16 protein-coding genes and 1 pseudogene are annotated in these 25,290 nt (G+C 41.7%); 7 read left to right on the top strand and 10 right to left on the bottom strand.

Annotated features, from left to right (window positions below):
- Positions 1–206: 206 nt before the first annotated feature.
- A complete protein-coding gene (locus tag AC2SLM_RS03420) occupies positions 207–899 on the bottom strand; it encodes an NBR1-Ig-like domain-containing protein (RefSeq protein WP_486552011.1) in 693 nt (230 codons plus the stop codon).
- A gap of 190 nt (positions 900–1,089) precedes the next feature.
- Between AC2SLM_RS03420 and AC2SLM_RS03415 the strand changes: the two genes are divergently transcribed.
- From AC2SLM_RS03415 to AC2SLM_RS03405, 3 genes and pseudogenes are all read left to right on the top strand, one after another.
- Positions 1,090–1,938, top strand: a complete 849-nt coding sequence (locus AC2SLM_RS03415; RefSeq protein WP_486552009.1) for a hypothetical protein — start codon at positions 1,090–1,092, stop codon at positions 1,936–1,938.
- Between the two features lie 50 nt (positions 1,939–1,988).
- Positions 1,989–5,330, top strand: a complete 3,342-nt coding sequence (locus AC2SLM_RS03410; RefSeq protein WP_486552007.1) for a peptidoglycan DD-metalloendopeptidase family protein — start codon at positions 1,989–1,991, stop codon at positions 5,328–5,330.
- A 102-nt stretch (positions 5,331–5,432) separates the two neighbouring features.
- Positions 5,433–5,621 (top strand): annotated as a pseudogene (locus AC2SLM_RS03405) (endonuclease domain-containing protein); the annotation flags it as partial.
- A 22-nt stretch (positions 5,622–5,643) separates the two neighbouring features.
- On the opposite strand, the gene AC2SLM_RS03400 reads toward AC2SLM_RS03405, so the two are convergent.
- Positions 5,644–6,078 carry a DDE-type integrase/transposase/recombinase gene (locus tag AC2SLM_RS03400; RefSeq protein WP_486552005.1) on the bottom strand — a complete coding sequence of 145 codons (435 nt, stop codon included), beginning with the start codon at positions 6,076–6,078 and terminating at the stop codon, positions 5,644–5,646.
- A 2-nt stretch (positions 6,079–6,080) separates the two neighbouring features.
- A complete protein-coding gene (locus AC2SLM_RS03395; protein ID WP_486552031.1) occupies positions 6,081–6,374 on the bottom strand; it encodes an IS3 family transposase in 294 nt (97 codons plus the stop codon).
- Between the two features lie 41 nt (positions 6,375–6,415).
- On the opposite strand from AC2SLM_RS03395, the gene AC2SLM_RS03390 reads away from it, so the two are divergent.
- The 3 genes from AC2SLM_RS03390 to AC2SLM_RS03380 all read left to right on the top strand — a co-directional run bounded on the left by AC2SLM_RS03390 (position 6,416) and on the right by AC2SLM_RS03380 (position 14,239).
- Complete coding sequence (locus AC2SLM_RS03390; RefSeq protein WP_486552003.1) at positions 6,416–6,976, top strand: OmpA family protein; 561 nt, start codon at positions 6,416–6,418, stop codon at positions 6,974–6,976.
- 611 nt (positions 6,977–7,587) lie between these two features.
- Complete coding sequence (locus AC2SLM_RS03385; RefSeq protein WP_486552002.1) at positions 7,588–12,144, top strand: two-partner secretion domain-containing protein; 4,557 nt, start codon at positions 7,588–7,590, stop codon at positions 12,142–12,144.
- Positions 12,145–12,319: 175 nt separating this feature from the next.
- Entirely contained in the window at positions 12,320–14,239 is a 1,920-nt protein-coding gene (locus AC2SLM_RS03380; protein ID WP_486552000.1) for a ShlB/FhaC/HecB family hemolysin secretion/activation protein, read from the top strand.
- Positions 14,240–14,440: 201 nt separating this feature from the next.
- Here the strand turns inward: AC2SLM_RS03380 and plsB are convergent, their stop codons facing one another.
- Positions 14,441–17,281, bottom strand: coding sequence for a glycerol-3-phosphate 1-O-acyltransferase PlsB (gene plsB, locus AC2SLM_RS03375; protein WP_486551999.1), 2,841 nt, complete (start codon positions 17,279–17,281; stop codon positions 14,441–14,443).
- A gap of 438 nt (positions 17,282–17,719) precedes the next feature.
- Between plsB and AC2SLM_RS03370 the strand changes: the two genes are divergently transcribed.
- Positions 17,720–18,616: an acyl-CoA thioesterase gene (locus AC2SLM_RS03370; protein ID WP_486541882.1), complete on the top strand. Its 897-nt coding sequence runs from the start codon at positions 17,720–17,722 to the stop codon at positions 18,614–18,616.
- A gap of 251 nt (positions 18,617–18,867) precedes the next feature.
- Here AC2SLM_RS03370 and AC2SLM_RS03365 read toward each other — a convergent pair whose 3' ends face one another.
- The 6 genes from AC2SLM_RS03365 to ylqF all read right to left on the bottom strand — a co-directional run bounded on the left by AC2SLM_RS03365 (position 18,868) and on the right by ylqF (position 25,227).
- Entirely contained in the window at positions 18,868–20,190 is a 1,323-nt protein-coding gene (locus tag AC2SLM_RS03365) for a lytic murein transglycosylase (RefSeq protein ID WP_486551997.1), read from the bottom strand.
- Positions 20,191–20,697: 507 nt separating this feature from the next.
- The gene (locus AC2SLM_RS03360) at positions 20,698–21,033 is read right to left on the bottom strand and encodes a hypothetical protein (RefSeq protein ID WP_486551996.1); all 336 of its coding nucleotides are present in this window, start codon (positions 21,031–21,033) and stop codon (positions 20,698–20,700) included.
- 60 nt (positions 21,034–21,093) lie between these two features.
- Positions 21,094–21,975 (bottom strand): hypothetical protein, encoded by an 882-nt coding sequence (locus AC2SLM_RS03355; protein WP_486551995.1) that lies wholly within the window; start codon positions 21,973–21,975, stop codon positions 21,094–21,096.
- Between the two features lie 46 nt (positions 21,976–22,021).
- Entirely contained in the window at positions 22,022–23,266 is a 1,245-nt protein-coding gene (mutY, locus tag AC2SLM_RS03350) for an A/G-specific adenine glycosylase (protein WP_486551993.1), read from the bottom strand.
- Positions 23,267–23,341: 75 nt separating this feature from the next.
- Positions 23,342–24,247, bottom strand: coding sequence for a GIY-YIG nuclease family protein (locus tag AC2SLM_RS03345; RefSeq protein WP_486551991.1), 906 nt, complete (start codon positions 24,245–24,247; stop codon positions 23,342–23,344).
- An 8-nt stretch (positions 24,248–24,255) separates the two neighbouring features.
- The gene (gene ylqF / locus AC2SLM_RS03340) at positions 24,256–25,227 is read right to left on the bottom strand and encodes a ribosome biogenesis GTPase YlqF (protein ID WP_486551989.1); all 972 of its coding nucleotides are present in this window, start codon (positions 25,225–25,227) and stop codon (positions 24,256–24,258) included.
- Positions 25,228–25,290 lie beyond the last annotated feature (63 nt).

Genomic DNA, 25,290 nt, shown 5'->3' with positions numbered 1-25,290 from the left:
AAATGATCAGTACACAAAATGAACAGTCACATAGTGATTTAATTTATAGCCAATGTAGGCAGGAGAGAAGCATTGCTGTTGTGGTCGCATTATTTTTTAATTAATTTTGACTAATAGGGGGTTAACTTCATTTAACTTACAGCTGTAATACTTATATTTGGTTGATTGGGATTGGTATCTATTTTGAGGAGAATTAACGATAGAGTTTAGATGCACGCCGACCCTGCGGAGACAACTTGTATTTTAGCATACACCCCTATGGATTCTGGAAAACAGTACTCTCCATCTTTATCTATTATTTTCCAGTAAGACAATGCATGACAGGGTACAGAGGGCGCAATTAACTCAACAGTTAAGTCAACTAATTCACCCACAGCAGTGGTAGGTATATCAATACAGTCTTCAACAGGTGTTATGCATAAGCTACGCTCTTTGGCGACCTGTGGCAGGCAAGAGTTCTTATAGATGTCATCATTGCTATTCTGACATTGCAGGCGTCGCCCCTCCCAAACTTCCTCTCCCGTATTTTGTAATCGCCAAGTCTTAAAAAAGCGCTCATTAGTACAAACGATACTACCATCCGCAACAGTCTCGCTAATAAAGTTGCAACTGTCTGATTTTTTATAATACTGAAGCTCAGGCTCTTGCAGTGGCATCAGTGGCTTGGTACGACAGCCTTGCAAACGATAGCGATTCCATTCTAGTTTAATCAAATATTGAGGATGTACTTGCATCGCCATTGCAAGCTTAGTGATATTCAAAAGCGTGGGCATAGTTTCATTATTTAATATGTCATATAAGGTGCTGCGAGCAATATCGGCATGATTTGCCAGTCGCTCTTTGCTGATTTTGTTCTTTTTGCAGTAATCATCTATATATTGCGCTAGAGCTGCCTTCATCTGATACCCGCCTAAATATATGGTTTGTATTATTCGTCATCCATATTTGTAATTCTATCTTTTCTCTACTTTTTTATTATGTCACAAAATATTTTTGAAAACTGTCCGACATATCGGACAGTTTTTGTCTTTTTAATATGATATAAATAAGTTAAAAATATATTAAATTAAACTTATGAGAGATAAATCGATGATGTATGGTCACGAATATCTTAAAAAGTATCGAATAATAATGGGCTATACGCTTGTCTTTGTTGCTTTGTCCGTTAGTCATGCCCATGCAGAGGATTGGCAATGGCAGTTGAAGGTCGGTCAGGTGCATCAAGACTATCAGGAGAGAGATGCGACAGGGCTAACTACTGACGGCGTACTCAATACTGAAACAGGCAGTCTACCCAGTGTAGAAATTAACTTGACCAATACGCTTGACCCCATCGATTTTCAATTGGCAAACGGTAGGCAATTATGGTCGCCTTACGGTAAGTTTGCGGTACGTTATGCGAGGGGTGAAACCGACTATGATGGCTACCTGCAATCGGGCAATGAGTTAAACCCTTATCAAACCAATACAGATAATCAAATGTGGCGTGTCTACTATGACTTGGGCTTGACCCATGCGCTTAATGCCAACTTATCTATGACGCCTTTATTATCCATCAGTCATCAACGTTGGAGGCGTGAGCTGACTCAGTACACCGAGGATTTTCGCCATACAGCAATATTGGCTGGGGCAAACATTGATTGGCAACCCAGTCTTCAAGTACCTCTCATCCTAAAAGTGCAAGCAAAGGCAGGAAAGATAGTTGATAGTAATATCGATGTGCCTAAGTTGGGTTTAAATCAAGATATTGGCAACGCTGGAGTCACTCAATTAGGGATAGTGGGGCAATACTCCTCATCAAAACAGTTAAGCATGATCGCTGGCGTCAGTCGGCAAACATTTAAGTACGAGCAAAGCGATGTTCAAAACGGTTACCAATATCCAGATAGTGAGAGTAAACAGACGCTGTGGCAAGTGGGATTGGGGTATAGGTTTTAGTAGGTTTCATCAATACGATATTTTAGTTAAATAGTTGTAAGGACAGCGTCATGATAAATAAATTAGGTAAAAAGGGTTGGATTACTTCAATGTTGCAACTGTTATTGGTTTCAATATTCACAATAATTATTCGATTCTACCAAAAGTACATCTCTCCACTAAAGGGGTATCGATGTGCTCATTATAAGCATCAAGGTGGTTTGTCCTGTTCATCTCATGCTTTGAATGCTTTGAATGCTTTGAATGCTTTGAATGCTTTGAATGCTTTGAATGCTTTGAAAGAAGATGATTTGATTACTGCTCTTAGCAAGATATTGCAACGTCGAAAAAACTGCCATGCTACTGCTCGATTGCATGGATTTAGCTATCGAAAGCTTTATGTTAAATCAGGTATTGCGGTTGTAGCCTTGTCAGCTTTAACAGGTTGTGGGGGTGATGATGGAAACGGAGATGAGAATAAACAAGGTTCTAATATATTGGAAACTGAAATAAACCCAGAAGTTGTTATTATTGAAGATAAACAAGCCACCTTAATTAAAGATATAAAAGATTCAAATAACGGTATTGAATTTAGCCTGCCAACTAACTCTGAAGAAATCAAAAAAATTAAAAGAGGTAGTGTAGTTCAATTAGCACCTAACACAGAGCTACCCTTTGGATATGCGGGAGTAGTTGACAGCTTAAAAAGCAATGGTGTAGTTAGGATGCGACCTGCTATGGCAGAAGAAGTGTTTGATAGAATAAATCTTGATTTTGATAGTAGAAGGCAGAATGCGAAGGTAATAGGTGTGGTGCAAGTAAATCCTAATGTGAAGCTTGAGATAAATGCTGATGAATCAAATCATCAAACAGGTTTGATAGACTTCAATGATTTCGACAGACGTAATTGTAATGCATCGACAGCAATCAACAATAGTGGGCAATATTTAGCTAACAAGATTAGCGATAATACTGTATCAAACTCTAATTACACGGGTTGGGATGAGCGACAATCTACATTTAAACCGAACATCAACTTAAAGTTTAACATTGGTAAGAATAATGACTCTGAAGCAAAAATTGGTTTTGTACATGAATGTAAGCCAATCGATAAAAATAGTAATAATTTAGGCGCAAACTACAGTGTGAAGTTTTCAGTAAGTAATAAAGCCATTCCTATGCAGTTATTTGGCCAAGTCAATATGAAAGACTACGTTATGGTACAGAAAGCTATCTATGATAAGAGTAATGAAGGTTGGGAGAGTCTAGAGAGCTATATGTTGGGTAAAGTATCAGCAGAAGTTGGTTTTAAGACCAACGATTCTGATAATTTGAAACTCTCCGCTACAATGCCTAGTATTGCTGATATGATGAAAATGCCTAATGATAAAGAAAATATGTGGGATAAGCTCACTTTGGGTGCAGGCTTCGCAAACTTGGGTGGCTTGGATAGTAAAGATAAATCTGGTTTATTCCCTTTAGGTGGTATTGTTATCAGCCTTGCACCTACAGCGCAACCATTTGCTGGAGAAATCGATGAAAAAACACTAAAAGCAAACAGTGCGGCTTCAGTTATTATATGGATTTACATTAGAGCAGATGGTGAAGTTGTATTAAAAGGGAAAGTAGCTGGTGAGCTTGAAGATCTCTCATTTAAACGTGGTGCATCATTCAAAGGTGATGGACAAGGAGGTTTGACGGGTAAAGTGTTTAATGAAATAGAAGATCCTACTATTAAGTTGAAAATAAAAGGTGATGCTCAGCTTAAACATCAACTTGGTGTTACACCAGCTTTAGATTTATTAATAGGTGGTGTAAGACCATTAGCCGTCCAAGCAGATATAATTAAATATAAGCTTGATACTTCCATAACTGGAGAAGGGAGTTGGAAGATGATTTCTCCCGAATCATCTAATTGGACAAGCTGGAAAGATCGTTTTGAAGGTGATGCATGTGTGTCTACTAGTATTGATGTTTTGTCAGAATTATTAATTAAAGCAAATATAAAAGGTAACATCAATGTTTTGGGTATGAAACAGAGTATAGGTTTTGGTTGGCAGGGTAATTATCCTTATAAATGGTACGAAGGCAATAGATTTAAGGAGTGTGTTCAAGATCAAAGCCTAGTGATGTCTATCAAGCCATTAGATGGTCGCTGGGATGAGCTTACTCAACGCATCATTCATGAGGTCGATTTTCAAAAGTCTTACGAAGAAAATAAAAGCAACCCTTTGATTGATACTTGGAAGGTTAAGGTAACTAATCAGCGCACTAAGGAAGAGGCTTATTATACATTAGACGCAACCAATCCGAAAAATGCTAGGTTTGCGCTTGAGTATGGCGACAATTATGAAGTGAAGTTAGTTGCTTTTTCTAATTTATACAATGAATTGAATACATCTGTACGACATGAAGTCATTCTTCGTCCTACTAATGAAGCTATGAAGATAAATAGCATTAAAGTACAACCTAGCCAACCTATTATAGGTTCCACATTCAGAGTGACATTAACAGGAAGTATGTTGCCAACCAAGCAACTTCTAAAAGTGCAGGGTTGTAATAGTAAAGGTGCTTTAAGTGTTATAAGCGCTTCACCCTCAAAGGTAGTTATTGAATGCACAGCCCCTTCAGCACCTTCAAGCAATATGCTTCTAATTAAAACACCTGATGGTAAAAAAGTGCTATTCAATAGTGGGTATGAAGTTGTTAGTAGACCTTCTAATAGCTCAAAATTAATTTGGCCAATTAAGTGCATGCCTGGTGTAAATTGTGATAGTTGGATTGGTTATCCTGATATTGATGGCTATAATAGACTCGAAATCATTGGTGATGGAATGGCTACTTGTGGTGGTAAAGCAGGCTATGAGACACACGCTGGTACTGATATTGGCACTACGTACATCAATATGGAAAAAGGGATGGATGTTATAGCAGCTTTGGATGGTGAAGTATTATGGAGCTACGATGGTAAGTATGACCGTTGCCCCGACGATAGTAAGGGAGACTGCTTTATACCAGAAGAAACTGGTGAAGGAATTGGATTTCCTGGTGAAAACATTGGAGGCAGAGTATGTACAACTTCAGGAAACTATTGTCCAAATGATCTATTTGATAACGGTTCAGAGTGTTTTTGGTGTTTTGATGATGGAAATTTAGTGGTTATTAAACACGACAATGGGGAAATTTTTGCAACTAGATATGGACACTTAAAGAAAGGATCTGTCAAAGTTAAGCAGGGTGATATTGTGAAGCAAGGTGATGTTATCGGTCAGGTAGGAAGCTCTGGAAAGTCTACTGGACCTCATCTTCATTTTGAGGTATGGAGTGATTATGGGATACCAATTGACCCATGGGTAGGGTCTTGTGATGGAGAGAAAAATTCGTTATGGAAGAATAACCCACCATGGAAATAAGAGTATAGAAATTATCCGCAAACAACTTAAAAGCTTCCTCTGAAAAAAAGAGGGAGCTTTTGTTGAAATGAGTTATTTAATCTCTCTAAGCACGAAAACCAAAGCGAAACACTTAAGCAGAATATTACTAGTGCTGAAAAAGCATTGTGGCAACGGTTAAGAGCTAATCAATTGGGGATTAAGTTTCGAAGACAAGTACCCATTGGTCACTATATTGTTGATTTTCTAGCGCATACGACTAACTTAGTCATTGACCTTGACGGCAGTCACTACAGTGAGCCTGAGTTGTAGTGGTCAACTAAAATTAGACAACTCATAAGAGGTTTTGATTAAAATAAAGTCTCTCTTTTTCGGCTAGTGTTAAATTCTCATTAAAGCTATGCGGTCTGACATTTTGGTAATAGTCCCAAATATAAGCACTCGCAGCCTGTTTTGCTTCATTAATATTTCCATAACCGTTTTTTGGCATCCATTCCGTCTTAAAACTTCTAAAAAAGCGTTCAGTAGGCGCATTATCCCAACAGTTGCCACATCGGCTCATACTATGCGTCACACCATCGCACTCGGCAACACACTTAGAATAATCCTCACTAGTGTAATGACTGCCCTGATCTGAATGGAACAGCACGCCTTTATATTTAAGTCTTATGTGATACGCCATGTTTAATGCAGATGTAGTCAGCTCAATATTTGGACTATCTGACAGAGCAAAGCCAACAATACGTCTGGCATATAAGTCTATAACCACTGCTAGATAGAACCAGCCACCTTTGATACATCACCTGTCCATACCTGATTTGGTACAGTAGGCGTAAACTGACGATCAGGTACATTGTCATAAACTTTATGAGCCTCATCATAGCGCTTGTACTTATGACGCTTAAACTGGCTACTGACAAGACCCATACGCTTCATAAGCTTACCAGCTCTATAACGAATCAGCCTAACGCCATGCTGATGCCATAAAATAGCTGTGATAGTACGCGTACCTGCTGAGCCATTCGAAGTGTTAAAGACTTCTCTGACTAAAGCTTTTAGCTTAATGAGTTTAGTGTTTATGAGTTTATTATATTATGAAGTTCTATATGCCTGATGATTCAGTAAAGGTATGTCAATATAAAGTCATTTTTGACACAGACTTTAGAGGACAGGAGTTTTATTGGAAGCCCGCTGATTGCCCTCCTAAAAAGCCTGCACCAGCACCTATGCAACCAGCACCACCTGTGATTGTTCAGGCCCCAGCTGCGCCTATTAAAGAGCGTATTAATTTAGGAGCCGATGCCTTATTTAAATTTGACAAATGGCAACCTGAAAATATGCTACCGAAAGGTAAAATAGAGCTTGATGAGTTAGCGGCTAAGCTAAGACAATATCAAGATATGGGTGATACCCGTATCGTTATCACCGGTCATACTGACCGCAAGGGTGATGATATGTATAATATGAACCTATCACAGTTACGTGCGCAAACCGTGCGCAGTTATTTAGTACAGCGCGGTGTGAACCCAAGTTCTATGCTTGCCATTGGTGCAGGTGAATCTCAGCCTGTTAAAGAATGTTCTACAAACTTACCGCGTCGGCAAGAGATTGATTGCTTACAGCCAAATCGCCGAGTAACTCTAGATGTGACAGTTACACAAGATTAAAAAAGTGTAGTCAATGACACCAAAAGGTTACTTCAAAAGTGCTCATCATCTCGATGGGCACTTTTTTATATTTTATTGTATAAAGATATGATAAATGAACAGGTTAGCGAGTAGTCGTCATTTATTTAACAAAGCTTATAGAATAATTAACTTGTTAATAATTATCATTTACAGAGAGGCTTGTAGTATAAGGGATTTAAGTAAAAGAATGAGAAATTTAAGTGTTATTAAAAATAGTGGTGTGAATATTGATTGCGATTTTATATATAAAATAATTTAAATTAATTAATTAATATTTATTTTTAATACAAGCTGGTTGTCACATTCAGATACAAAAATAGCCGCTAAGCGATTGTTTTTTTTGATAATTTAAATGGTGAAGTCTAGGTAATATCTGAGGCATCGTTAAATATAAGTAACAAGCGATACTGATTGTAACTAAAGTGTTATCTGTAATAAGACTGTCATATTTATTTGATTATATGGATACGGGGCTGATTTTATTAATTATTTTTAAAATAGGGCTTCATTACTGCCAAATTCGCTTTATGAAGCAAATAAAGTCGAAAGTAAACATGAGTTTGGCAATTACTACTAAAAAGGGCACGGTTATGAAACACATACAAGCTTTTAAATTATCTCCTCAGGGCCGGGTTGCAAGTGCCGTTAGTATGGCGCTCGTTCTACCTTTTATGAGTGTTGCTGCTTTAGCGGACAACATTAAGCCGGTTGGCGAGACCAGCGTTAGCCAAGTCGGTAATGTGGATGTAGTGAATATCGCTAATCCAAATGCTAAAGGGTTATCACATAACCAATATAAAGATTTTAATGTCAGTGAAGCGGGCGCCGTTTTAAACAACTCTATGAAAGCGGGCAAATCACAGCTTGCCGGTCAGCTTGATGCCAATAGCAACTTAACAGGATCGGCGTCAGTAATCTTGAATGAAGTTGTGTCAAAAAACCCATCACTTCTTTTAGGGCAACAAGAAGTCTTTGGGATGGCAGCCGATTACATTTTAGCGAACCCTAACGGTATTACTGGTAAAGACACAGGTTTTATTAATACCAATCGAGCCTCATTAGTAGTAGGTAAGCCGACTATTGAAGAGGAACGTCTAGCGGGCTTTAGTGTTGGGGATCGCAATAGTAAAACATTAGCGTTAAGCGGTGATGTGGAAGGGGCAAAACGTTTAGATTTATTGGCACCGAAAGTCGATATTAATGGCAATATTAAGGCATTTGATGCGATTAATGTGATCTCTGGTCGTAATAATATTGATTATGATACGTTAGAGGTCAGTGCTCCTAAAAGACTTCAGCCTCATGTCACTTTGGATGGACAAATCTTAGGTAGTATGCAGTCTGGCCGTATCCGTTTACATAATACTGATACCAACGCCACTCAGACATTACAAGGTCAGTTCAGTGCCGACCAAGATTTTGATGCGGCAGCGAATACCTTAAAAGTATCTGACAGCGACATTTCGGGCAAATCAGTGTCACTTGTTGGGGCGAAGCAATTATCTATCGGCGGTGAGGTACAAACCGCACGTACTGAATTACCAGAGAGTAAAGAGCAGCTTGACGATAATGTCACGTTGACTCATTCTGGTTATAAAGAAACTCAAGCCTTTAAAGGCTCGAATGTTACGGGTGACACCATAGCGCTTGGTGGTAGCAATATAGACATTGAAGGTAGCCAGTTACAAGGTAATAGCATCAATGCCGCTGGTGATAATATTAGCGTAAGTGGTGTGACCACAACCAATACCGATAGCGTAACGGCACGCAATAGCAAAGGTCTATGGTTTAATGAAAATGAAGCTTTAGATAAAGATCAGCAGTATCACCAGTCTCAGCTAAATGCTAATGATGATATCACCTTGAACTCATCAGAAGATTTAAAAATCGCTGGTGCTGATATCAAGGGCGACAGTGTTTCTTTGAGCTCTGGTAATGATTTAGTTGCCACAAGCGCAACAACAGAAAAATCGCACAGTGATATTAACCGTTATAAAAATGAGACGGCAGATCTTAAATCAGGTGCGCGCACAATTACTCAAGCGACCCAAAGCGGAAATCAAAGCACTATAAGTGGCGCGAATGTGAGCTTAAATAGTGGTGGTGAACAGCGCTTAGAAGGTGTTCAGCTAATTGCGGATACGGCTAACTTAACCAGTGATGGCGCATTGACCGTAGCAAGTAGCGACACAAGCAATCGCCAAACGGATGAAGAAGACTTTAAATACTGGGGTGGTATTGGTGGTGGTGAAACCCATATCAATAACAAAACCCAAACTGCATTAACAGGCAGTCAAATTAAGGCAAATAATGCGACATTGAGCAGTGATAGCGATGTTACAGTCAGCGCTAGTGGTATCAAAGCGGATAACGCATTGAGTGTGACTGCAACAGGTGACGTTAATATTAGTAATGGCTTTGCCACTGAGCAAGATTATGCAGAAGACCGTCATGGTACTGCGTTTAACATCACCGATAAGAAAACAGCGGTCGATCGTTTGGCTCAGAGCACTGTCGCCAGTAATGTGTCTGCAAGAGAGGTATCTTTAGCCGGTGACAATATTACCTTAACCGGTAGTGATGTAGCGGCAACGGGAGATTTTGATACGGCTGCGACATCAGCGTTAACCACCAATGCTGCCAATGCTACTGACATTACCAAGACTGAAACGTATGATATCAGTACTGATGGCAAAGCAAGCTCTAACCTTGATCTAAAAGATGACTTTGACAATGTGATTAAGGGCGGCGTTGACGGTGTATTAAACGGTAGTGTGACCAAGTTGGTGACTGATGGTGTTGACCAATTAAAAAATCTTGAAGTTGAGGCTTCAGGCTCTATTAAAGGGGTGACGACGCTCACTACCAAAGGGTCAGGAAATGCGCGTAATAACACCATATCTGCCAATAATGCGACACTCAAAGCACAAGAGGTCAGCCTAAATGGTACAGATATCATTACGACTAATAGTGCGGTTATTGACGGCAAGCAAGTGTCCACGGGTGCAACCGAAGCCTTAACGGCAGTAGACAGTAAAGTTTATAAGAGCACTGGACCTGAAGCCTATGTAAGAGGCGGTGCAACGGGTGTACAAGTCGGTGTTAGCATTGGGCACAATCAGATCATCGATGAGCACAATGAATATCAAGCGGCTAACTCAACAATTAAAGCAGGTAACAAAGCTACCTTAAACGCAGAAGAAGGCTTGAGCAACCAAGGTACGCAGATAACTGCTGCAACAGTAGACTTAGCGGGTCAAGATATTAACAATGATGCTTCATATGATCGGGTTGTTGATCGTAAAGTAGTCGCTGGCGGTGATGCTGCATTAGACCTATTTGCGGGCACTAGTAAGCCTTTAGGTGGTGGTATTAAGTTATCCGGTGACGGTGATGGCGTTACTACCGAGGTTAAAACGGCACATACCACGGGTATCACAGCGACTAATGATGTCAATATTGCCGCTCAAAATACAGCGGTAGATGCAGGTACTCAAATCTCTGCAAATACCATTAATATCAATGCTGATGACTATACCGGTACAGCCGCTTATGACTCAACTGTAACCACCTCTCACCGTGGTCGTGGCGACATTAATGTCACTGCGTCAACCAGTGATTTCACAGATGTAACAGTGGACGCAGGTGGTAAAGGCACGTATCAGTATCTACAAACAGGAGATGCTAAAGCCATTAAAGGTAGCTTAAAAGCAGATAATGTCACGGTAAATGGCGGTACTCGCGCCGTTGCCGCACAAGATGTGACGGCGGATAAGTACAGTGTTACTGCAGGTGAAGAAGCTCGTATCGGTCAAGACAGTGATAAACAATGGAATACGGCCGGTGGCGCTGAGCTAGGTGGATCAGTTGGTGTTACGGTTATTCCTGCGGCAGTGACTACTGGGGTAGGTGTACTACCTTCTGTCTCTGCTCAAGCAGGCTTTAACTACCTAGGAGTTGAAGATCAACAAGCCAAAGCAGCAACAGTCAATGTTAAAGATGTGAGCGTGACAGCGGATCAGCTTGCTCAAATCGATGGTGCAAACTTAACGTCTGATAACGTCACTATCAAAGGCAATAAAGCCAATATTGCAGCTGCACAAGATACACATCGTGCGGTTGGGGTATTGATGAATGCCAATGGTGGATTTGCACCTGATCTTGCCAGTGATACGCTTGGCTTAGGCGCGAAACTTGGTGTGGTTAATGAAACCAGCAACAAAGCACAGGGTGCGACTGTTAACACTAAGAACCTAACTATTGCGGCAAATGAGGCGGGTGATGCGCTGTCAGTACAAGGCGCTAATATTACTGCTGATAATATCAGCTTAACCAATGCGAATGCTAAAGGTGATGTCAACCTAGTTGCTGCTGAGTCTAAAGACTACGTGGGTAACTTTGGTATAGATGGTAACCTTGGTGGTACTGCAAGCTCTGAGAGCTTCGAGAGCAATACAGTAGGCGCTCATCTTAATGTAGAAACCGACAATAGTAACTATTATCAATTAGGGTCGGTGAAAGCCAACCGTGTTGATATTAATAGTGGCAATAATATCGCTTTGCAAAGCAATATTGATGCAGGTACCTTAAACACAGTGGCTGGTAATGGTCTTGCGATTAACTCTGCTCAAGATAAAGTCGCTAAAGTCAATGTGAAAACAGGTTTGAGTTTTGATGGCTCTCCTATCAAGTTCGTTGATGAGGTTACTGCTGGCAATGTTATAGATGCCCTCAAAAATGACTTTGATAATGGCACTATCTTAGGCGTTAGCGTCGCCGGTGAAGCAGGATTTGATGTTGATCATGAAAAGACCACCCATCAAGCGACGGTTAATTCTGACTCTTTAAATACTACGGTTGGTAGTGGTGCTATAGACGTCAATGCTGCTAAAGTAAGTGCGAACAGCTCTAATCTTGGTGGTGCAGTAGTCAATAGCAGTAACAATGATGACTTCGTACACAAAGTTGGAGCGTCAGTAGATGGAAAATCATTTAGTGTGCCAAAATTTGTTGAAACTATTCCTAGTTTGATTAAAGATGCGTTTACTGGAAAACCAATTGATCTTGGTATACCTGTACATGCGGATGTCAATTATGACTGGGATGACAAAGACGGCGCGAACACTAAGGCAAATGTTAAGCTATAAAGTATCTCTTAAACGCTTAATGCTTTAGTTATTGCTGTGTTTATTATTACTTTAGTCGTTATTCGAGCCCATGCCTGTCGCAGGTGTGGGCTTTTTATTCCTTAATAGTAGATGTTGAATAATTATGTTATCACTTTTTAGATCGTCTCCTAATGAATCAAAAAAGAGGGTTACTGTGGGCAAATATGAGCATCGTTTTGCGGTTCATGCACTAATTGGCTTAATGGGCGGCGCTGTATTGCCAAGTCTTGCAACCGCTGCCACACCGGTTACCAGCGCATCGAGCAGTAGTACACTCGCTTCTACTTCAAAGCAGACCATTGAGCAGCAGCAAGTGTGGCAAGAGTCTCTACAGCAGCAACGTATTGAAGCGCTACGCCAGTCTCAGCAGGGTAATGATGATACGCAGGATAGCGAGCAAATAGCGGTCAATCAAACCACGAGTTCACCAAATCAAGGTGAGCCAAATAGATCTGCTTGTTTGCCAATGCAGCAGATTGAACTGGTTGAGATGCCACAATTAGGTAATAGCGCCCAAGCCAAATTACGTGAGCAAGCGCGTCAGATATCTGTTGGGTCAGAGCAATCTAACAACAGCACTAGTAATCCTGTTAGTTCTGACACGCAATGTATTTCTGTTACGGATGCCAATAACTTAGTGCGGGCGATTACCGAGGCCTATCTGGATGCCGGTTATTTTAAGATTAATATTGTCCCGAGTCCTGCTGAAAATGGTCGTTCTATTTGGCAAGTAACGGTCGCTAAAATTACTGAAATAGACAACCAGACCAAACTACCAACACAGCGCTTATTTGGCGACATTATCGGTAAACCAGCAAATATGGCAGCGCTGGATCAGGCAGTCAGTCAAGGTGAGCGAGTTATTGATGGTCAGTTATTGCTAGATATTTATCCGGTCGGTAATGACCTACGTATTAAAGTCAGTCAGCGAGGTGAGGTAAACCCCTTTAGTGCAGACATGCAGTGGCGCTATGACCCCGATGACAGCTACGGACACAATCTGATTCAGCTACATGGCACGCTGCGTAATGTGCTAGGCCAAGCCGACTATACGTCGATATCGGTGGAGCAGAGTCTGCGTGATAATTATGGCTATGATGAGGACAATCAACGCCGCAGTGCCAGTATTTATACGCTCATTCCAAATGGTCGTTGGCAGTGGTCAGGACTGTTGGCGGCAGATGAATACAAACGCACTACGCGATTGCCGAACTCCGTATTAGAGCAAGAGGGCGATAGTTGGCAGGCCAATATACGTGGCGACTATATGTTAAAGCGTGACCAAGACAGCATTACCACGCTGTATGGTCAGTTGGCGCACCAAGATGTCACCAGTGAGCTGCTTGGTAGCCAATTAGATATTCAAAGTCCAACCTTAAGTAGCGGCCGCTTGGGGATTAGTCATACCAAACTGTTCGATAAACGCTCAGAGACTAATCCTAATCAGCGAAGCACCGGTGCGTGGGTGGTTGATTTAAGTGCTGAACAGGGCTTCGGTAATCATGATAATCCGGCGACTAAGCAAGGGCTAGAGGATGAGTATTTACGCTGGCTATTATCCGGTTATCTGACGCATCAGCATCCTATTATCAATTCAGGGGAGAGCAAAGGCTATTGGCAGATGACGCATGAGTTGCAAGCACAGTACAGCGATGATCAGCTATTCGGTGTCAGTCAGCAGTCGCTTGGCTCAACTTACTCTGGGGTGCGCGGTATTGATAACGCTTATAATGCCGCCGAAAGTGGGGTAAGCCTACGTAACACACTCAGTTATGAGCCAAGTCAGGCAGACTGGAAAACCTTTGGTAATCAAAAAATACGCTGGTCACCTTATGTGGGCATCGACTACGGTGTCGTCAAATATAGCGACCATACCTTAGATGATGATACCAGTGACGCGGCAAGCGGTACGGTGGGTCTTAAGTTAACGGCCTATGACGCTCAAGATCTCAGCTATGATAGACGTTGGCAGCTTGATATCAGTGCCAGTAAAGCGCATACCGATTATGCCAATCAAGAAGATGACGGCTCACAAGATACAGAAGTCTCCGCGGCTTGGCAGTGGTTCTTCTAGATATATTCAGTGAACACCTAAAGGGATACGGCATTAACCTCGCTAAGCCTACACTTGTAGTACTTGTACTCGGTTGCCTTGTCACCACTTAGACTTCTGACTATAGCAGGTGAGCTTTTCTCATATTAATATCAGTATAAAGAAAGGGACAGTCAGTAGCTGCCCCTTTCTTTATTTTAAACGGGCAAATATGACTGCGACTTACTTAGGTTTACGGCTAAATTTGCTAAGTTTTTTATTATTAATCTCGCTAATGGCGTGATTAATCTCATCTTCTTCTAAGCTTGCCACATGTTCTAAGATTTGCATCATATCTGGGTTAAGGATGTAATGCGAATGCTGAGCAATATTATTAATCCGCTCATCAAAGGTTAATACTCCTGTTTCAGGGTCTTTTTGCACATAATCCAGACGAATCAGCGCATTCAAAAAGCTAGTAAACAGCGCACGATCAAAAAAGTCTGGAATATCGTCAGAATAAAGCACTGACAGACGCTGACCGAGTAGGTGACATAAGTCGACCACTTGCTCGGCAGTTAATTTACCTGAACCTTGCTGTGCCAATAGTGCTAACGACATAAAGTAGCGTTCAAGACTTTGTGATACCGGAGAGGCGAGCATGTCAAGCTGTTGATATTTCTCGCTATTTTTCTCAGGAGTACCCAGTATGCCTTCGCTAAGCTCAATAATAACGCCTTGTTTGATAAGGTTATTTAGCTTCTCCTCAATCAAGTTCGGCAGATTACGGGCAGAGCAGTACAAGAACAGCTCACTTTGCAAGAACGGATAAAGCTGAGTGACAATGCTGTCTAAATGTTTGCGCTCGATACGGCCATTGCGATATACCAAAGCTGCCAAGAACGATGACATGATAAACACATGCAGGATGTTATTACGGAAGTAGCTTAAAATCGCCAACTGTTTCGGCATAACTTTAATCATATCGCCTAAGATATGCGGCGTACGCTCAATCAGTTTTAGCTTGATACCGTAATTAATAATGGCCTGCGGATCCATATCGGTAATGATGGTCTCTTTGGCATAAGGCGAACCAGTGGCAATGTGTTGACATAAGGCAATTTGTTCACGACAGCTGTCTTCATCTAAGGCAGCTTTGGGGGTCGATAGAAGGACCAGAGACAGTAACGATATCGGGTTAACCACCGCAGCCTTGTTGATATTCTGCATGATTTTAATCGCAATGTTATCGACCATCGCAGAAACATTATCATCAAGCGGGGTATCGGTCCGATCGGCCGGTAAGCTATTCGGTTGTACATCGAACTTCTGCATAAAGTCGTCCATATGCAGTGGCGTACCAAAGCTTAGGTGAACATGGCCAAAAATACGCTCAATTTTACGGCTGACTTTTAATAGACCCAATAGAGATTCAGACTCTTTTGGTTTACCCTTCAGCTCGCCAATATACGTACCGCCTTCCATAATACGCTCATAACCGATATACGTCGGAATAAACGCAAGCGGCTTGTTCGAGCCACGTAAATGGCTGTGCACCGTCATTGCAAGCATACCGAGCTTCGGCGGCAATAGGCGACCTGAACGTGAGCGACCACCTTCGATAAAGTATTCAACCGGTGTATTGCGCTGAATAAGCGTATGTAGATATTCACGTAATACTGCTTTATATAAGTCGTTGTCTTTGAAGCTGCGACGGATATAAAAAGCAATCGCGCTACGCAGTAGAGGGCCCAATACAGGCACATCTAAGTTGTTACCAGCGGCAACATACGGTAATCCCAAGCCTTTTTCAAAAATAATATAGGCTAATAATAGATAGTCGACGTGGCTACGGTGACACGGTACATAAATCAGTTCATGCGTCGTTGCAAGATTACGCACACGCTCGAAATGGTGCACCTCCACGCCATCATAAAGCTGCGTCCATAACCAGTTTAAGAACTTATAGAAGAACTTCACCACAGAGTAGTTGTAGTCGTTCACAATCTCATTGGCATAGCTGCGCGCCAATTGACGGGCTCTAGTAGGAGAAATATCTGATTTCGCCGCCTCCTCTTGACATGCATGAGTAATAGCTGGCGTTTGAATTAGCTTTTCAACCAAATTACGCTTATCTGATAAGTCAGGACCTATCATACTCTGACGATGACTGTCTAAATAAGCATTCAACTTATGCTGAACCAATAGTGATAGGCTGAAGTTGGCTTCTGCAGCGGTTAATAGTGCAGTCGAGCTTGATGAGCTTTGACCTTCGATATTGCGCTTGGCCTGAATCAGTAATTCTTTTTCATTTTCTGCCAATACCGTACCGGCTTCATGTGAATCAGAGAATAAATTGGTCAGCGCATCATTAGCGGTAGAGGTATCTGATAAAGAGTCGATAATATCGTGCAAAGACAGTGGCTGATGGAACTGCACAAAGGTATCGCGTCCCATCACCCCAATATTAAACAGCTGCTTAGGAATAGACGGCTCTTCCCAGTTATCTGCCATTAATAGCTTAAATAACGAGTCCTCATTATCTGGCGCACGTCCCCACAGAATAGACACCGGTACCAAATTAATCTTCGGTACAGGGTTCTGACGGCAAGCGGTGACCAAGCGAGCCAAACGTGGCGATACTTTACGATCGGCGGCATTGGGATGATGCAAAAAGATAATTGCTGCATTTTCATCAATACCGTGCGTCTCATCTTCAACACCAACCAGTGCTGGCGGGAAGCCGTGCTCCTTGGTCTGTAAATCGACCAAAATACTGTTAGAGCGAGAGTATTCACGCAGCACATAAAAGGTCAGCGCGCCATCATCACTGCTAATTTCTGGCAACTCACCAATGATTTTTGGTTTTACTGCCACATCGAGCGTTTTACCAGAGATTTTGCGATATAACTGGTTAACAGAGCGTCCAGAACGTGAAATAGCCGCACTGGCTTGTGCTGCTTGTTCTTGGAAGCTGAGCGCAGCTCGCGAGGACTGCGTGCTATTAGCACGATGCTTTTTTTGAGTTTGGCGTTGTTTTTTTAATCGCTCTTTAAGCGAGTGCAATAAACGAGATGGTTGCATAAGTCTGGGTTGAACCTATTAAAAGAGATAAGGCTATATTGCCATAAATCTAGAGAAAGTAATACAGGTGTTCTCTGGAATATTTAAATGTTAAGAGTTATTATACGTTACTTAGGTGAGCGGTGTTTAATGGCAACCTATAAAAGATAAGGGAATCTTGGCTATCCGATGCCACAAAATTGCTTCCTACACTATGTAACACAAACCATTTAATTACAGCATAAATGTCTGCGATGTAACACGATCCATTTGATTACAGTGCAAATGTCTACGCTAAAATAACCTTTATTGATGCACCTATCATGACAGCGGTGATTATATGAATCTCCTACTGACGTGCAAATCCTGTTACGATAATAATCTTACCTATGTATAATACTAAGACTTTGTAATACTGAACAGGGGTTAGGCCTCTGTTTGTGCTTATGGGAGATTTAAATGCCTGATTATAAACAGCTTGTTGATCAATTATTAGATACGATAAAACTAACAGAGGTGTCGCCCGATGTTTTTGAGGGGCGCAGTTATGATTATGTTGGTAAACGTATTTTTGGTGGTCAGGTGCTGGCGCAGGCAATTATGGCGGCAGCGCATACGCTAGAAGAGGACAAACCTTGCCATTCATTGCATGGTTATTTTTTGCGTGGCGGTAGTATCAATCAATCGGTGACATATCAAGTAAGACGCTTGCGTGATGGACGCAGCTTATCGGCACGTGAGGTCACTGCGGTTCAATTTAAAGAAGACCAAGACGGTAATAAGATTGAGCAAGTGGTGTTTTCGATGATTGCCTCCTTCTCGCCGATGGAGGGCGGTTTGGACTATCAAGAAGAGATGCCCGCTTATCCGCCGCCAGAGGATTTGGAATCTGAGCAATCGCTAAAAGAGCATCATGTCGGTAGCGTGCCAGAACCATTGCGTGAGCGCTTTATGCGTCCTCGTCATGTCGAGATTAAGCCAGTTAAGCCACGTGATCCGGTGTATCCAGAGCCAATGGTACCAAAGCAGGCCAACTGGCTGCGTATTCGAGAACTTGGCGAGCAGCCACTTGCGGTTCAACAAGCGTTATTGGCATTTTCATCCGATTACTATCTGGTCGGTACGGGGTTGATGCCACATGGTATTAGCTTTATGACCAAAGGCTTACAGGCTGCCAGTATTGACCATTCGATGCATTTCCATCGTCCTTTTGATATCAATAATTGGTTGCTTTATGATATGTGGAGCGACACCACCTCACATTCTAAAGGCTTAAACCATGGTCAATTTTGGCAAAATGGCAATCTCGTTGCCACAGTCCAGCAAGAAGGCTTGATGCGCTTACGTGGTGGCTAAATCATTACATAATAAACTGCGATTAAGCGGTTTATATCATCTGACAACATATTGAGACTTCTTTATTCCAAAATCGAAAAATCCGCCGTTTAATAAACGGCGGATTTTTATTATGCTTTATAGCCTGTTTTTAGACACACAGCTTAGGTTTCTTAACCTAGGTATTAAGCATTGTCGCTTGGCCTAAAGCTTAGCACAGTGGGCTCATCAACATTTTTAGCCCACTCAAACACATAAGCGAAGCTTATATTTCACCAAATTAGTGCAGAGGCACTGCGCTTGCTAACGAAACCATCTGGTGTTTGACCATTATCAGCCTGCCAGCGGGCAAAAGCTTTGCGGGTATTGCTACCCATGATGCCGTCCACACCTTTGGTATCATAACCAGCATTGGTTAGACGCTGCTGTAAATTAGTAACTTGCATAGTCGATAGTGGCTGCTCATAACGAGGCCATGACTTCTGGATACCTGATTGACCGTTAAGCGCACGACCCAATAAGCTCACGCCAAGCGCATAGTTTGATGAGTTGTTATACACTTTAATCACATCAAAGTTAGGGCTTAATAGTAGGGCAGGACCATCTTTACCGGCTGGTAACCAAAGCTCAAGCGGCGTATTTGGATCCACATACGAGCCATCAATCATGTTTACGCCCATTGAGCGCCACGTTGAGGCAGGCATTTTTTGACCCATAACGGTGTAATCAAACGAGCCAGGCAGCGTCACCTCATAAAATGGCGATAGACCACGTACCCAACCTGAATTGCTTAGATAGTTTGCGGTAGAGGCAAGCGCATCTGCAGTGGTCCAAGGGCTACGGCGACCGTCGCCATTGCCGTCAACACCATGCGACAACCAAGTAGCTGGGATAAACTGAGTCTGACCCATACCGCCAGCCCAAGAGCCGTCAAGCTGTGATGGATATACATCGCCGCGCTCAACTAAGGTCATTAATGCCATTAACTGTTCTTCAGCGAATTCACGGCGACGGCCATCATAAGCCAAGCTAGCAAGCGAGCTTGGAATATAGCTGTTACCGGTGACAGCGCCAAATGACGATTCCATGCCCCAAATAGCAGCGATAATCTCAGCATTCACGCCATATTGTGATTCAAGGCGAGAAAGTAGTGAGCGCTGCTCGTTAAACTTGCTAACACCACGGCTAACACGGCCACTTGATACCGCAGAGTCGGCATATTCCCAAGGCATTTTAGAGAATTCTGGCTGACTTGAGTCAAGCGAGATAACCTGAGAGTTAAGCTGCGCACTGTCAATTAAACGGCTCACATCAGCAGGATTATGACCTTCTGAAATAGCGCGCATGGTGAAGTCAGACTTCCAATCAGAAAAACTACGGTACGTGGTTTTGGGCTTCGGTGTTGGGCGCGGCGCAGGTGTGGTTTTAGGAGTCTCTGGTTTGATAACAATAACCGGGGCTGGTTTTTGTATAGGTACTGGCTTTTGAACCGGCACTTGTTGCACTGGTGCTTGGCTGGCACAGCTTGCCAAAAATAGGGCTGAAATAAGCGCTAGGCCGTGTTTTAACTGAAAATTAGCGTGTTGCTTTTTCATGAAAGAAGGTCTCGTATTATAGGTTGTTTGGTGAGAAAGAAAGTGATATACAAGGCGTTGGTAAAACAGGTCGCATTGATTACATAAGATTAAGTCAAAATACTGTATCAATAAATGAGCGTAAAGTCGATGTTCATGCAGTGTGATAAAGTAATTGAGTAGACATATACTGGCTAAAGGATCTGTTATATCGAAGAGACTGACCATAAAAATGATATACATCATTTGTCACAATCAAAGTTTCATCAACTTTAGAATACCATGCCAATGTACAATACCGCTGCGTATCGTCTTAATATCTCAGATGAGGGCGTTATGCAATTGCAGGTGGCGGGTGGTTTGAAGTGACTTAAATAAGCTCTAAAAACTAAAGAATTTAAAGAGCTTGGCCTTATTAACGCAGTTCCATCAAGAGGGAGAAATATGCGAGGCATAGGTAGTCTATCTTTAAACACTATATCCGTGCCTCGTCCCTCGGCGAAAGCTTAACACCTTCCAAGTTGACTTTTATATTAGAGATGGCGTGTATATTATGTCCGAAAAAGAGTGTTGCACAACTTTCCAAAAACCGCCTGCTTGAGTTCGTACTAAAGGCCTATTATTGGAATCAACATAATTAACAAGCACATTAATGTTTTTAATAATCGTTTGAGTATTGATATTAAAAGTCAGCTCAACGTCTATTAAAGATACAGCAGCAGCTTTATCCTGAAATGATAGGATTTTATAGGATTCTGGGGTATGCATGCCAAAGTTTTTTCTAGCCAAACCCGCCTTTTTTCCTTTAGTCTTATGAACGAAATTGACCAACAATTCTGACATGTTTCCATAATTCTTACTCATCCAGCTTTCGATAAATTCTGCAACAAACCTCTCCGGAGTGTTCTGAGGTAAATCTTTAGCTCAACCTATATGAGGAAGGTAGGAGCAATCTTTCATTGAACGAGGTCGCCAATTATCTAAGAGTTTTCTTTCCTTGCTATTTTGAACTGTTCTTTTTAACAACTCTGACCAACTAACATTCTCTTTTATAGTCTGTGGTTCTTTGTTTAAGGCATTAGACCAGTCTTTAATAGCAAATAATGCAGCCCATACTTTTGCAGCTACTAATTTATTATCAAAAGCTAGCTCTCTCCCATGTAAAATACCGTTTCTATAGGGTATCGTTATTTCTTCTTCACTAGTCTTATTTCTACCTTTAGCAAATAAGGAGGTTAGCACCTGTAATCCAGTTTCATGAGCAGCAATAGAATCATTAGCGGTCATATCTACTGAATTTGCAAAAAAACCTACATGTTGAGAGATATCGTTTACGATTCCATCAAGTAAGCTCAGCATCAATGGAATACAAGCATGGTATCGCTCTGCTAAGTAATCTTCTTTTGCAAGTTCAAGTAGTCGAACCCTTCTTTTAAACTGAAAATGTGTATCAAATGAACGTAGACCGCGTTTAATAGTTTCGTCATCATAATAATTAGCAAGAAATTTTTCAGCACTATCTAAACCTTCTGAATCAGCTAATTTAATCGCTTTTTGCATAACTTCTAAGCTCATTGATTCATAAGCTATCCATCCTAATTTAGAGAAGTAATCATTAAACTTATCTGGAACTTCAAATATTTCAGCTTGTTTCTTTATTTTAGAAAAGTCATTAAATACTTTTTCTGTCTTAGGGAATATCCTTTTTATGACTGGAAATAGTTTAAATGGAGTGCCTACTATCTCAATTTGTTTCGATATTTCAGCAATAGATGGATTATCTTTGATTTTTTTTGGCTTATCCATATATCATCCTTATTTTGATTGATATTTTGCCTATGCTATTAAAAAGTTACAAAGCCTCCAGCACCTTCAACATCGCCTTTGGTAAGCCTAGTGTTGATTTGGCGTTATCGGCAGTGAGCCAAGTTGACTGGATATCCGCATCCTTTAATTGTGCTGTCAACGCTGTGCTTTCGGCTTTAGTAAGTGTCAGGGCTTTTGGTTGTAGATACCAATGAAAATGGGTAAGGGTATGCTTAATCGGTGCGTCATCAAGCAGTTCAGCACTCACAGGCGTTAATGTTAAATGGCTATTATTAACAAGCCATTTATCAACCACTTGTTCTGCAAGCGTGTTTTCACTTTCAAAAGCACTGTCTTCGTCCGATGTGGAAACAACCGTTTTTCCCAGTGTCTTTTTCTCAAACTGTAATGGTAATACCCACAGACCGCCCCAGATACCGCTATCCGGACGTTGTAACCACAGCAGCTCATCTTGCTCATTTTGAATCAATAATGCGTTGCTAAACTTGCTTGGCTTGGGTTTCTTTTTGGCCTTAAAGGGATACTCCATCTCACGACCTTGCGCATGTGCGATACAGTCTTGGCTAATCGGACAGGCCTCGCAATTTGGATGACGGCGGGTACATAAGGTGGCACCCATATCCATCATAGCTTGGGCGTAGTGTCCGCTGTCATCAATAGGCGTTAGACGCTCTGCCAGTGCCCACAGCTCTTTATTGGTCGCAGACTTAGTGATATCTCCATCAATACCTGCCCAACGGGTTAATACGCGTTTGACGTTACCATCACAAATCACCCCATAGCAGTGCAAGCCCATAGCAACAATGGCGCCTGCGGTCGAAGGGCCGACTCCGGATATTGCTTCCCAACCTGCGATGGTTTGCGGAAAGTCGCCTGTCTCGTTGATAACCTCGACCAATTGCTTAGCACCTTTGTGCAAATTGCGGGCACGCGCGTAATAACCCAGACCTGCCCAATGTTCGGCAACCTCATCCCAGTCTGCATTGGCCAAATCATGCACGGTTGGAAATGAGGTCATAAACCGCTCAAAGTAAGGTATGACGGTCTTGACTTGGGTTTGTTGGAGCATGACTTCAGAGAGCCAAACGATATAAGGATTTGGCGTATCAGTTCGGTGTTGTTGCCACGGCAAATCATGACGACCGTTTTTATCAAACCAGTCTAGAATACGCGGGGCAAAAGTATTGAGTTCGGTGGGAGTGTGGTTAAAGGTGTGAGTTTCGAAATGAGTTTCAGTTTGGGTTTTTGGATTAGCGGTTGGCTGGGTCATAGATTTTTTGTATCAATAGATTGAGGTGAATCTATTATATATTGGGAAGGTCTGTTTTAAGAACTTTGTTTTAGTTTAATTCGTTTCTAAATTATTTGATTGTCTGTAAACAACGTCTAATGTTTCGCCCTTGTTATTTATCCATTCTACCCAACCGTTTGAAGGTCTTCCCAGAACAAATTGAGCTGCACCGCTAGGTGTCTTGAATAAGTGGTTTTCAGTCAGCTTATAATACTTACTTTCATGGAGAATAAGTTTTTTTTGTTCTATCAAATCATTTTTAAGTTCAACTGCCCATTCACTTAAGCTTTGAACGGAATCCCTTCTGATAAGCGAATCTTTTAAGATTACAAATCCATCATCATCGTAATACCCTTTAGCATCGGCAAATGAATTGGAACAATTAAAAATTTTCTTTTCTATCTGATTATGGTCTACTGAATTACTTGAAATAGGATTTGTAACTTGAAGGCTTTCAAAAATAGGTTGTCCCATTGTAGAAAGCAGAATATTAAGGGTATAAAACAACTCTTCACAGTCTGCTTTTAATGGAGCAGGCGTGTGTGGTAACATGCCATTATTTCCGTTTAATAGCTGATACCTTTCTGCTTTGATTGCTGTTTCAATCGCTTTATATTCTAGGTACAGTGTATGGGTTTGGGTAATGGTATTATTCGTCGATACCATGACAAAAACACGTTCCCAATCCCAAGAGTCTTTGTTTTTGTTATGTTGTTCTATGCGTCGCTTTAGCTCACCAGTTTGACCTATATATAGCTGTGGTTTGCCATTAAGTTCATGGCTACCAACTAAAAAGTATAAACCTACTTGCAATGCTTCAGGCATAGATAAAAATTCTTTGATATGTACTCTAGGCACCTCAATTACACGAACGGTACGGGTAGTCATCTCGGCACTACGAATACCACGTGGATTACCTTGGGGTAAAAAAATTTGGATTGTTTTAGCTTGAGATGACATAAATGATCCTACTTCCGATTCTTCTTCGCGCGTCTTCTACGCAGCTTCTTCTCTTCAATTTTGGCCAATCGTTTCTGTTCCGCCTCTTCTCGCAGTGCTTCAACCAGTTTTAACTCGTCTTCTCGCATGGCAGGGGTCTCAAGGGTAATACGGCCCAGTTGCCCACTGCGAAGCTCATTAACCAGAATCTCAGACATACGGTAAGTATCGACCACACCGCCTTTCTTTAAGAATCCGCGACTGCGGCCGGCCACTTCAAAGAACTCCCAATCACTTTGCGGTAAGTCCTCGATTTTATAACGCTCTTTTAATAGATTTGGGTATGCTTTAATTAGGTATTCTGCGGTATAACTGGCGACATCGGCGAAGTCAAAAGCAGTGTCTTTAATACCGCCGGTTGCTGCCAAACGGAAACCAGAGTTCGGATTTTCAATCTTTGGCCACAGCATACCTGGGGTGTCATACAGCATAATGTCGTTATCAATTTTAATCAGCTGCTGAGATTTGGTGACCGCTGGCTCGTCACCGGTCTTGGCAATGCTGCGTCCTGCTAAAGCGTTAATTAAGGTTGATTTACCGACGTTAGGAATGCCCATAATCAGCACTTTGATTTGGCGACCAGTGCCGACTTTATTGGGCATTAAATCTTTTATCAGCTTCACCAGTTGTTTGACTTGGGAGCTTTTATTGTCATCAAAGGCGACTGCTTTTACTTGGTCTTGCGCCTCTAGATATTCAATCCATGCTTGAGTTTGATTGGGATCAGCAAGGTCAGACTTGTTCAAGATTTTAATGACCGGTTTTTGGCCACGCAGCGCCGCAACCATCGGATTTTCACTACTGTAAGGGATGCGCGCATCAATCACTTCGATGACCACATCCATATCCGGCATGATTTCTTTGATTTCGTTGCGGGCTTTGTTCATATGCCCTGGGAACCACTGAATAATGGCTTGGCTTTGGGTGTTATATTGGCTCATTGGTCTTTCCATTGCTGTCTATTCATTAATATTAAATCTATTTTACTATAGAAAGACCGCCAC

Source organism: Psychrobacter sp. CX16 (genome assembly GCF_057396245.1).
Note: the sequence above shows the minus strand (reverse complement) of the source record. Positions and strands in the feature narration are given on the sequence as shown.

What these genes read in the sequence shown, in the direction of transcription:
- AC2SLM_RS03385 (WP_486552002.1), top strand. Translation starts at nt 7,588, where the DNA reads ATGAAACACATACAAGCTTTTAAATTATCTCCTCAGGGCCGGGTTGCA.
- AC2SLM_RS03390 (WP_486552003.1), top strand. Translation starts at nt 6,416, where the DNA reads ATGCCTGATGATTCAGTAAAGGTATGTCAATATAAAGTCATTTTTGAC.
- AC2SLM_RS03355 (WP_486551995.1), bottom strand. Translation starts at nt 21,975, where the DNA reads ATGGATAAGCCAAAAAAAATCAAAGATAATCCATCTATTGCTGAAATA.
- AC2SLM_RS03370 (WP_486541882.1), top strand. Translation starts at nt 17,720, where the DNA reads ATGCCTGATTATAAACAGCTTGTTGATCAATTATTAGATACGATAAAA.
- AC2SLM_RS03420 (WP_486552011.1), bottom strand. Translation starts at nt 899, where the DNA reads ATGAAGGCAGCTCTAGCGCAATATATAGATGATTACTGCAAAAAGAAC.
- AC2SLM_RS03415 (WP_486552009.1), top strand. Translation starts at nt 1,090, where the DNA reads ATGATGTATGGTCACGAATATCTTAAAAAGTATCGAATAATAATGGGC.
- ylqF (WP_486551989.1), bottom strand. Translation starts at nt 25,227, where the DNA reads ATGAGCCAATATAACACCCAAAGCCAAGCCATTATTCAGTGGTTCCCA.
- AC2SLM_RS03410 (WP_486552007.1), top strand. Translation starts at nt 1,989, where the DNA reads ATGATAAATAAATTAGGTAAAAAGGGTTGGATTACTTCAATGTTGCAA.
- plsB (WP_486551999.1), bottom strand. Translation starts at nt 17,281, where the DNA reads ATGCAACCATCTCGTTTATTGCACTCGCTTAAAGAGCGATTAAAAAAA.
- AC2SLM_RS03345 (WP_486551991.1), bottom strand. Translation starts at nt 24,247, where the DNA reads ATGTCATCTCAAGCTAAAACAATCCAAATTTTTTTACCCCAAGGTAAT.
- AC2SLM_RS03360 (WP_486551996.1), bottom strand. Translation starts at nt 21,033, where the DNA reads ATGAGTAAGAATTATGGAAACATGTCAGAATTGTTGGTCAATTTCGTT.
- AC2SLM_RS03365 (WP_486551997.1), bottom strand. Translation starts at nt 20,190, where the DNA reads ATGAAAAAGCAACACGCTAATTTTCAGTTAAAACACGGCCTAGCGCTT.
- mutY (WP_486551993.1), bottom strand. Translation starts at nt 23,266, where the DNA reads ATGACCCAGCCAACCGCTAATCCAAAAACCCAAACTGAAACTCATTTC.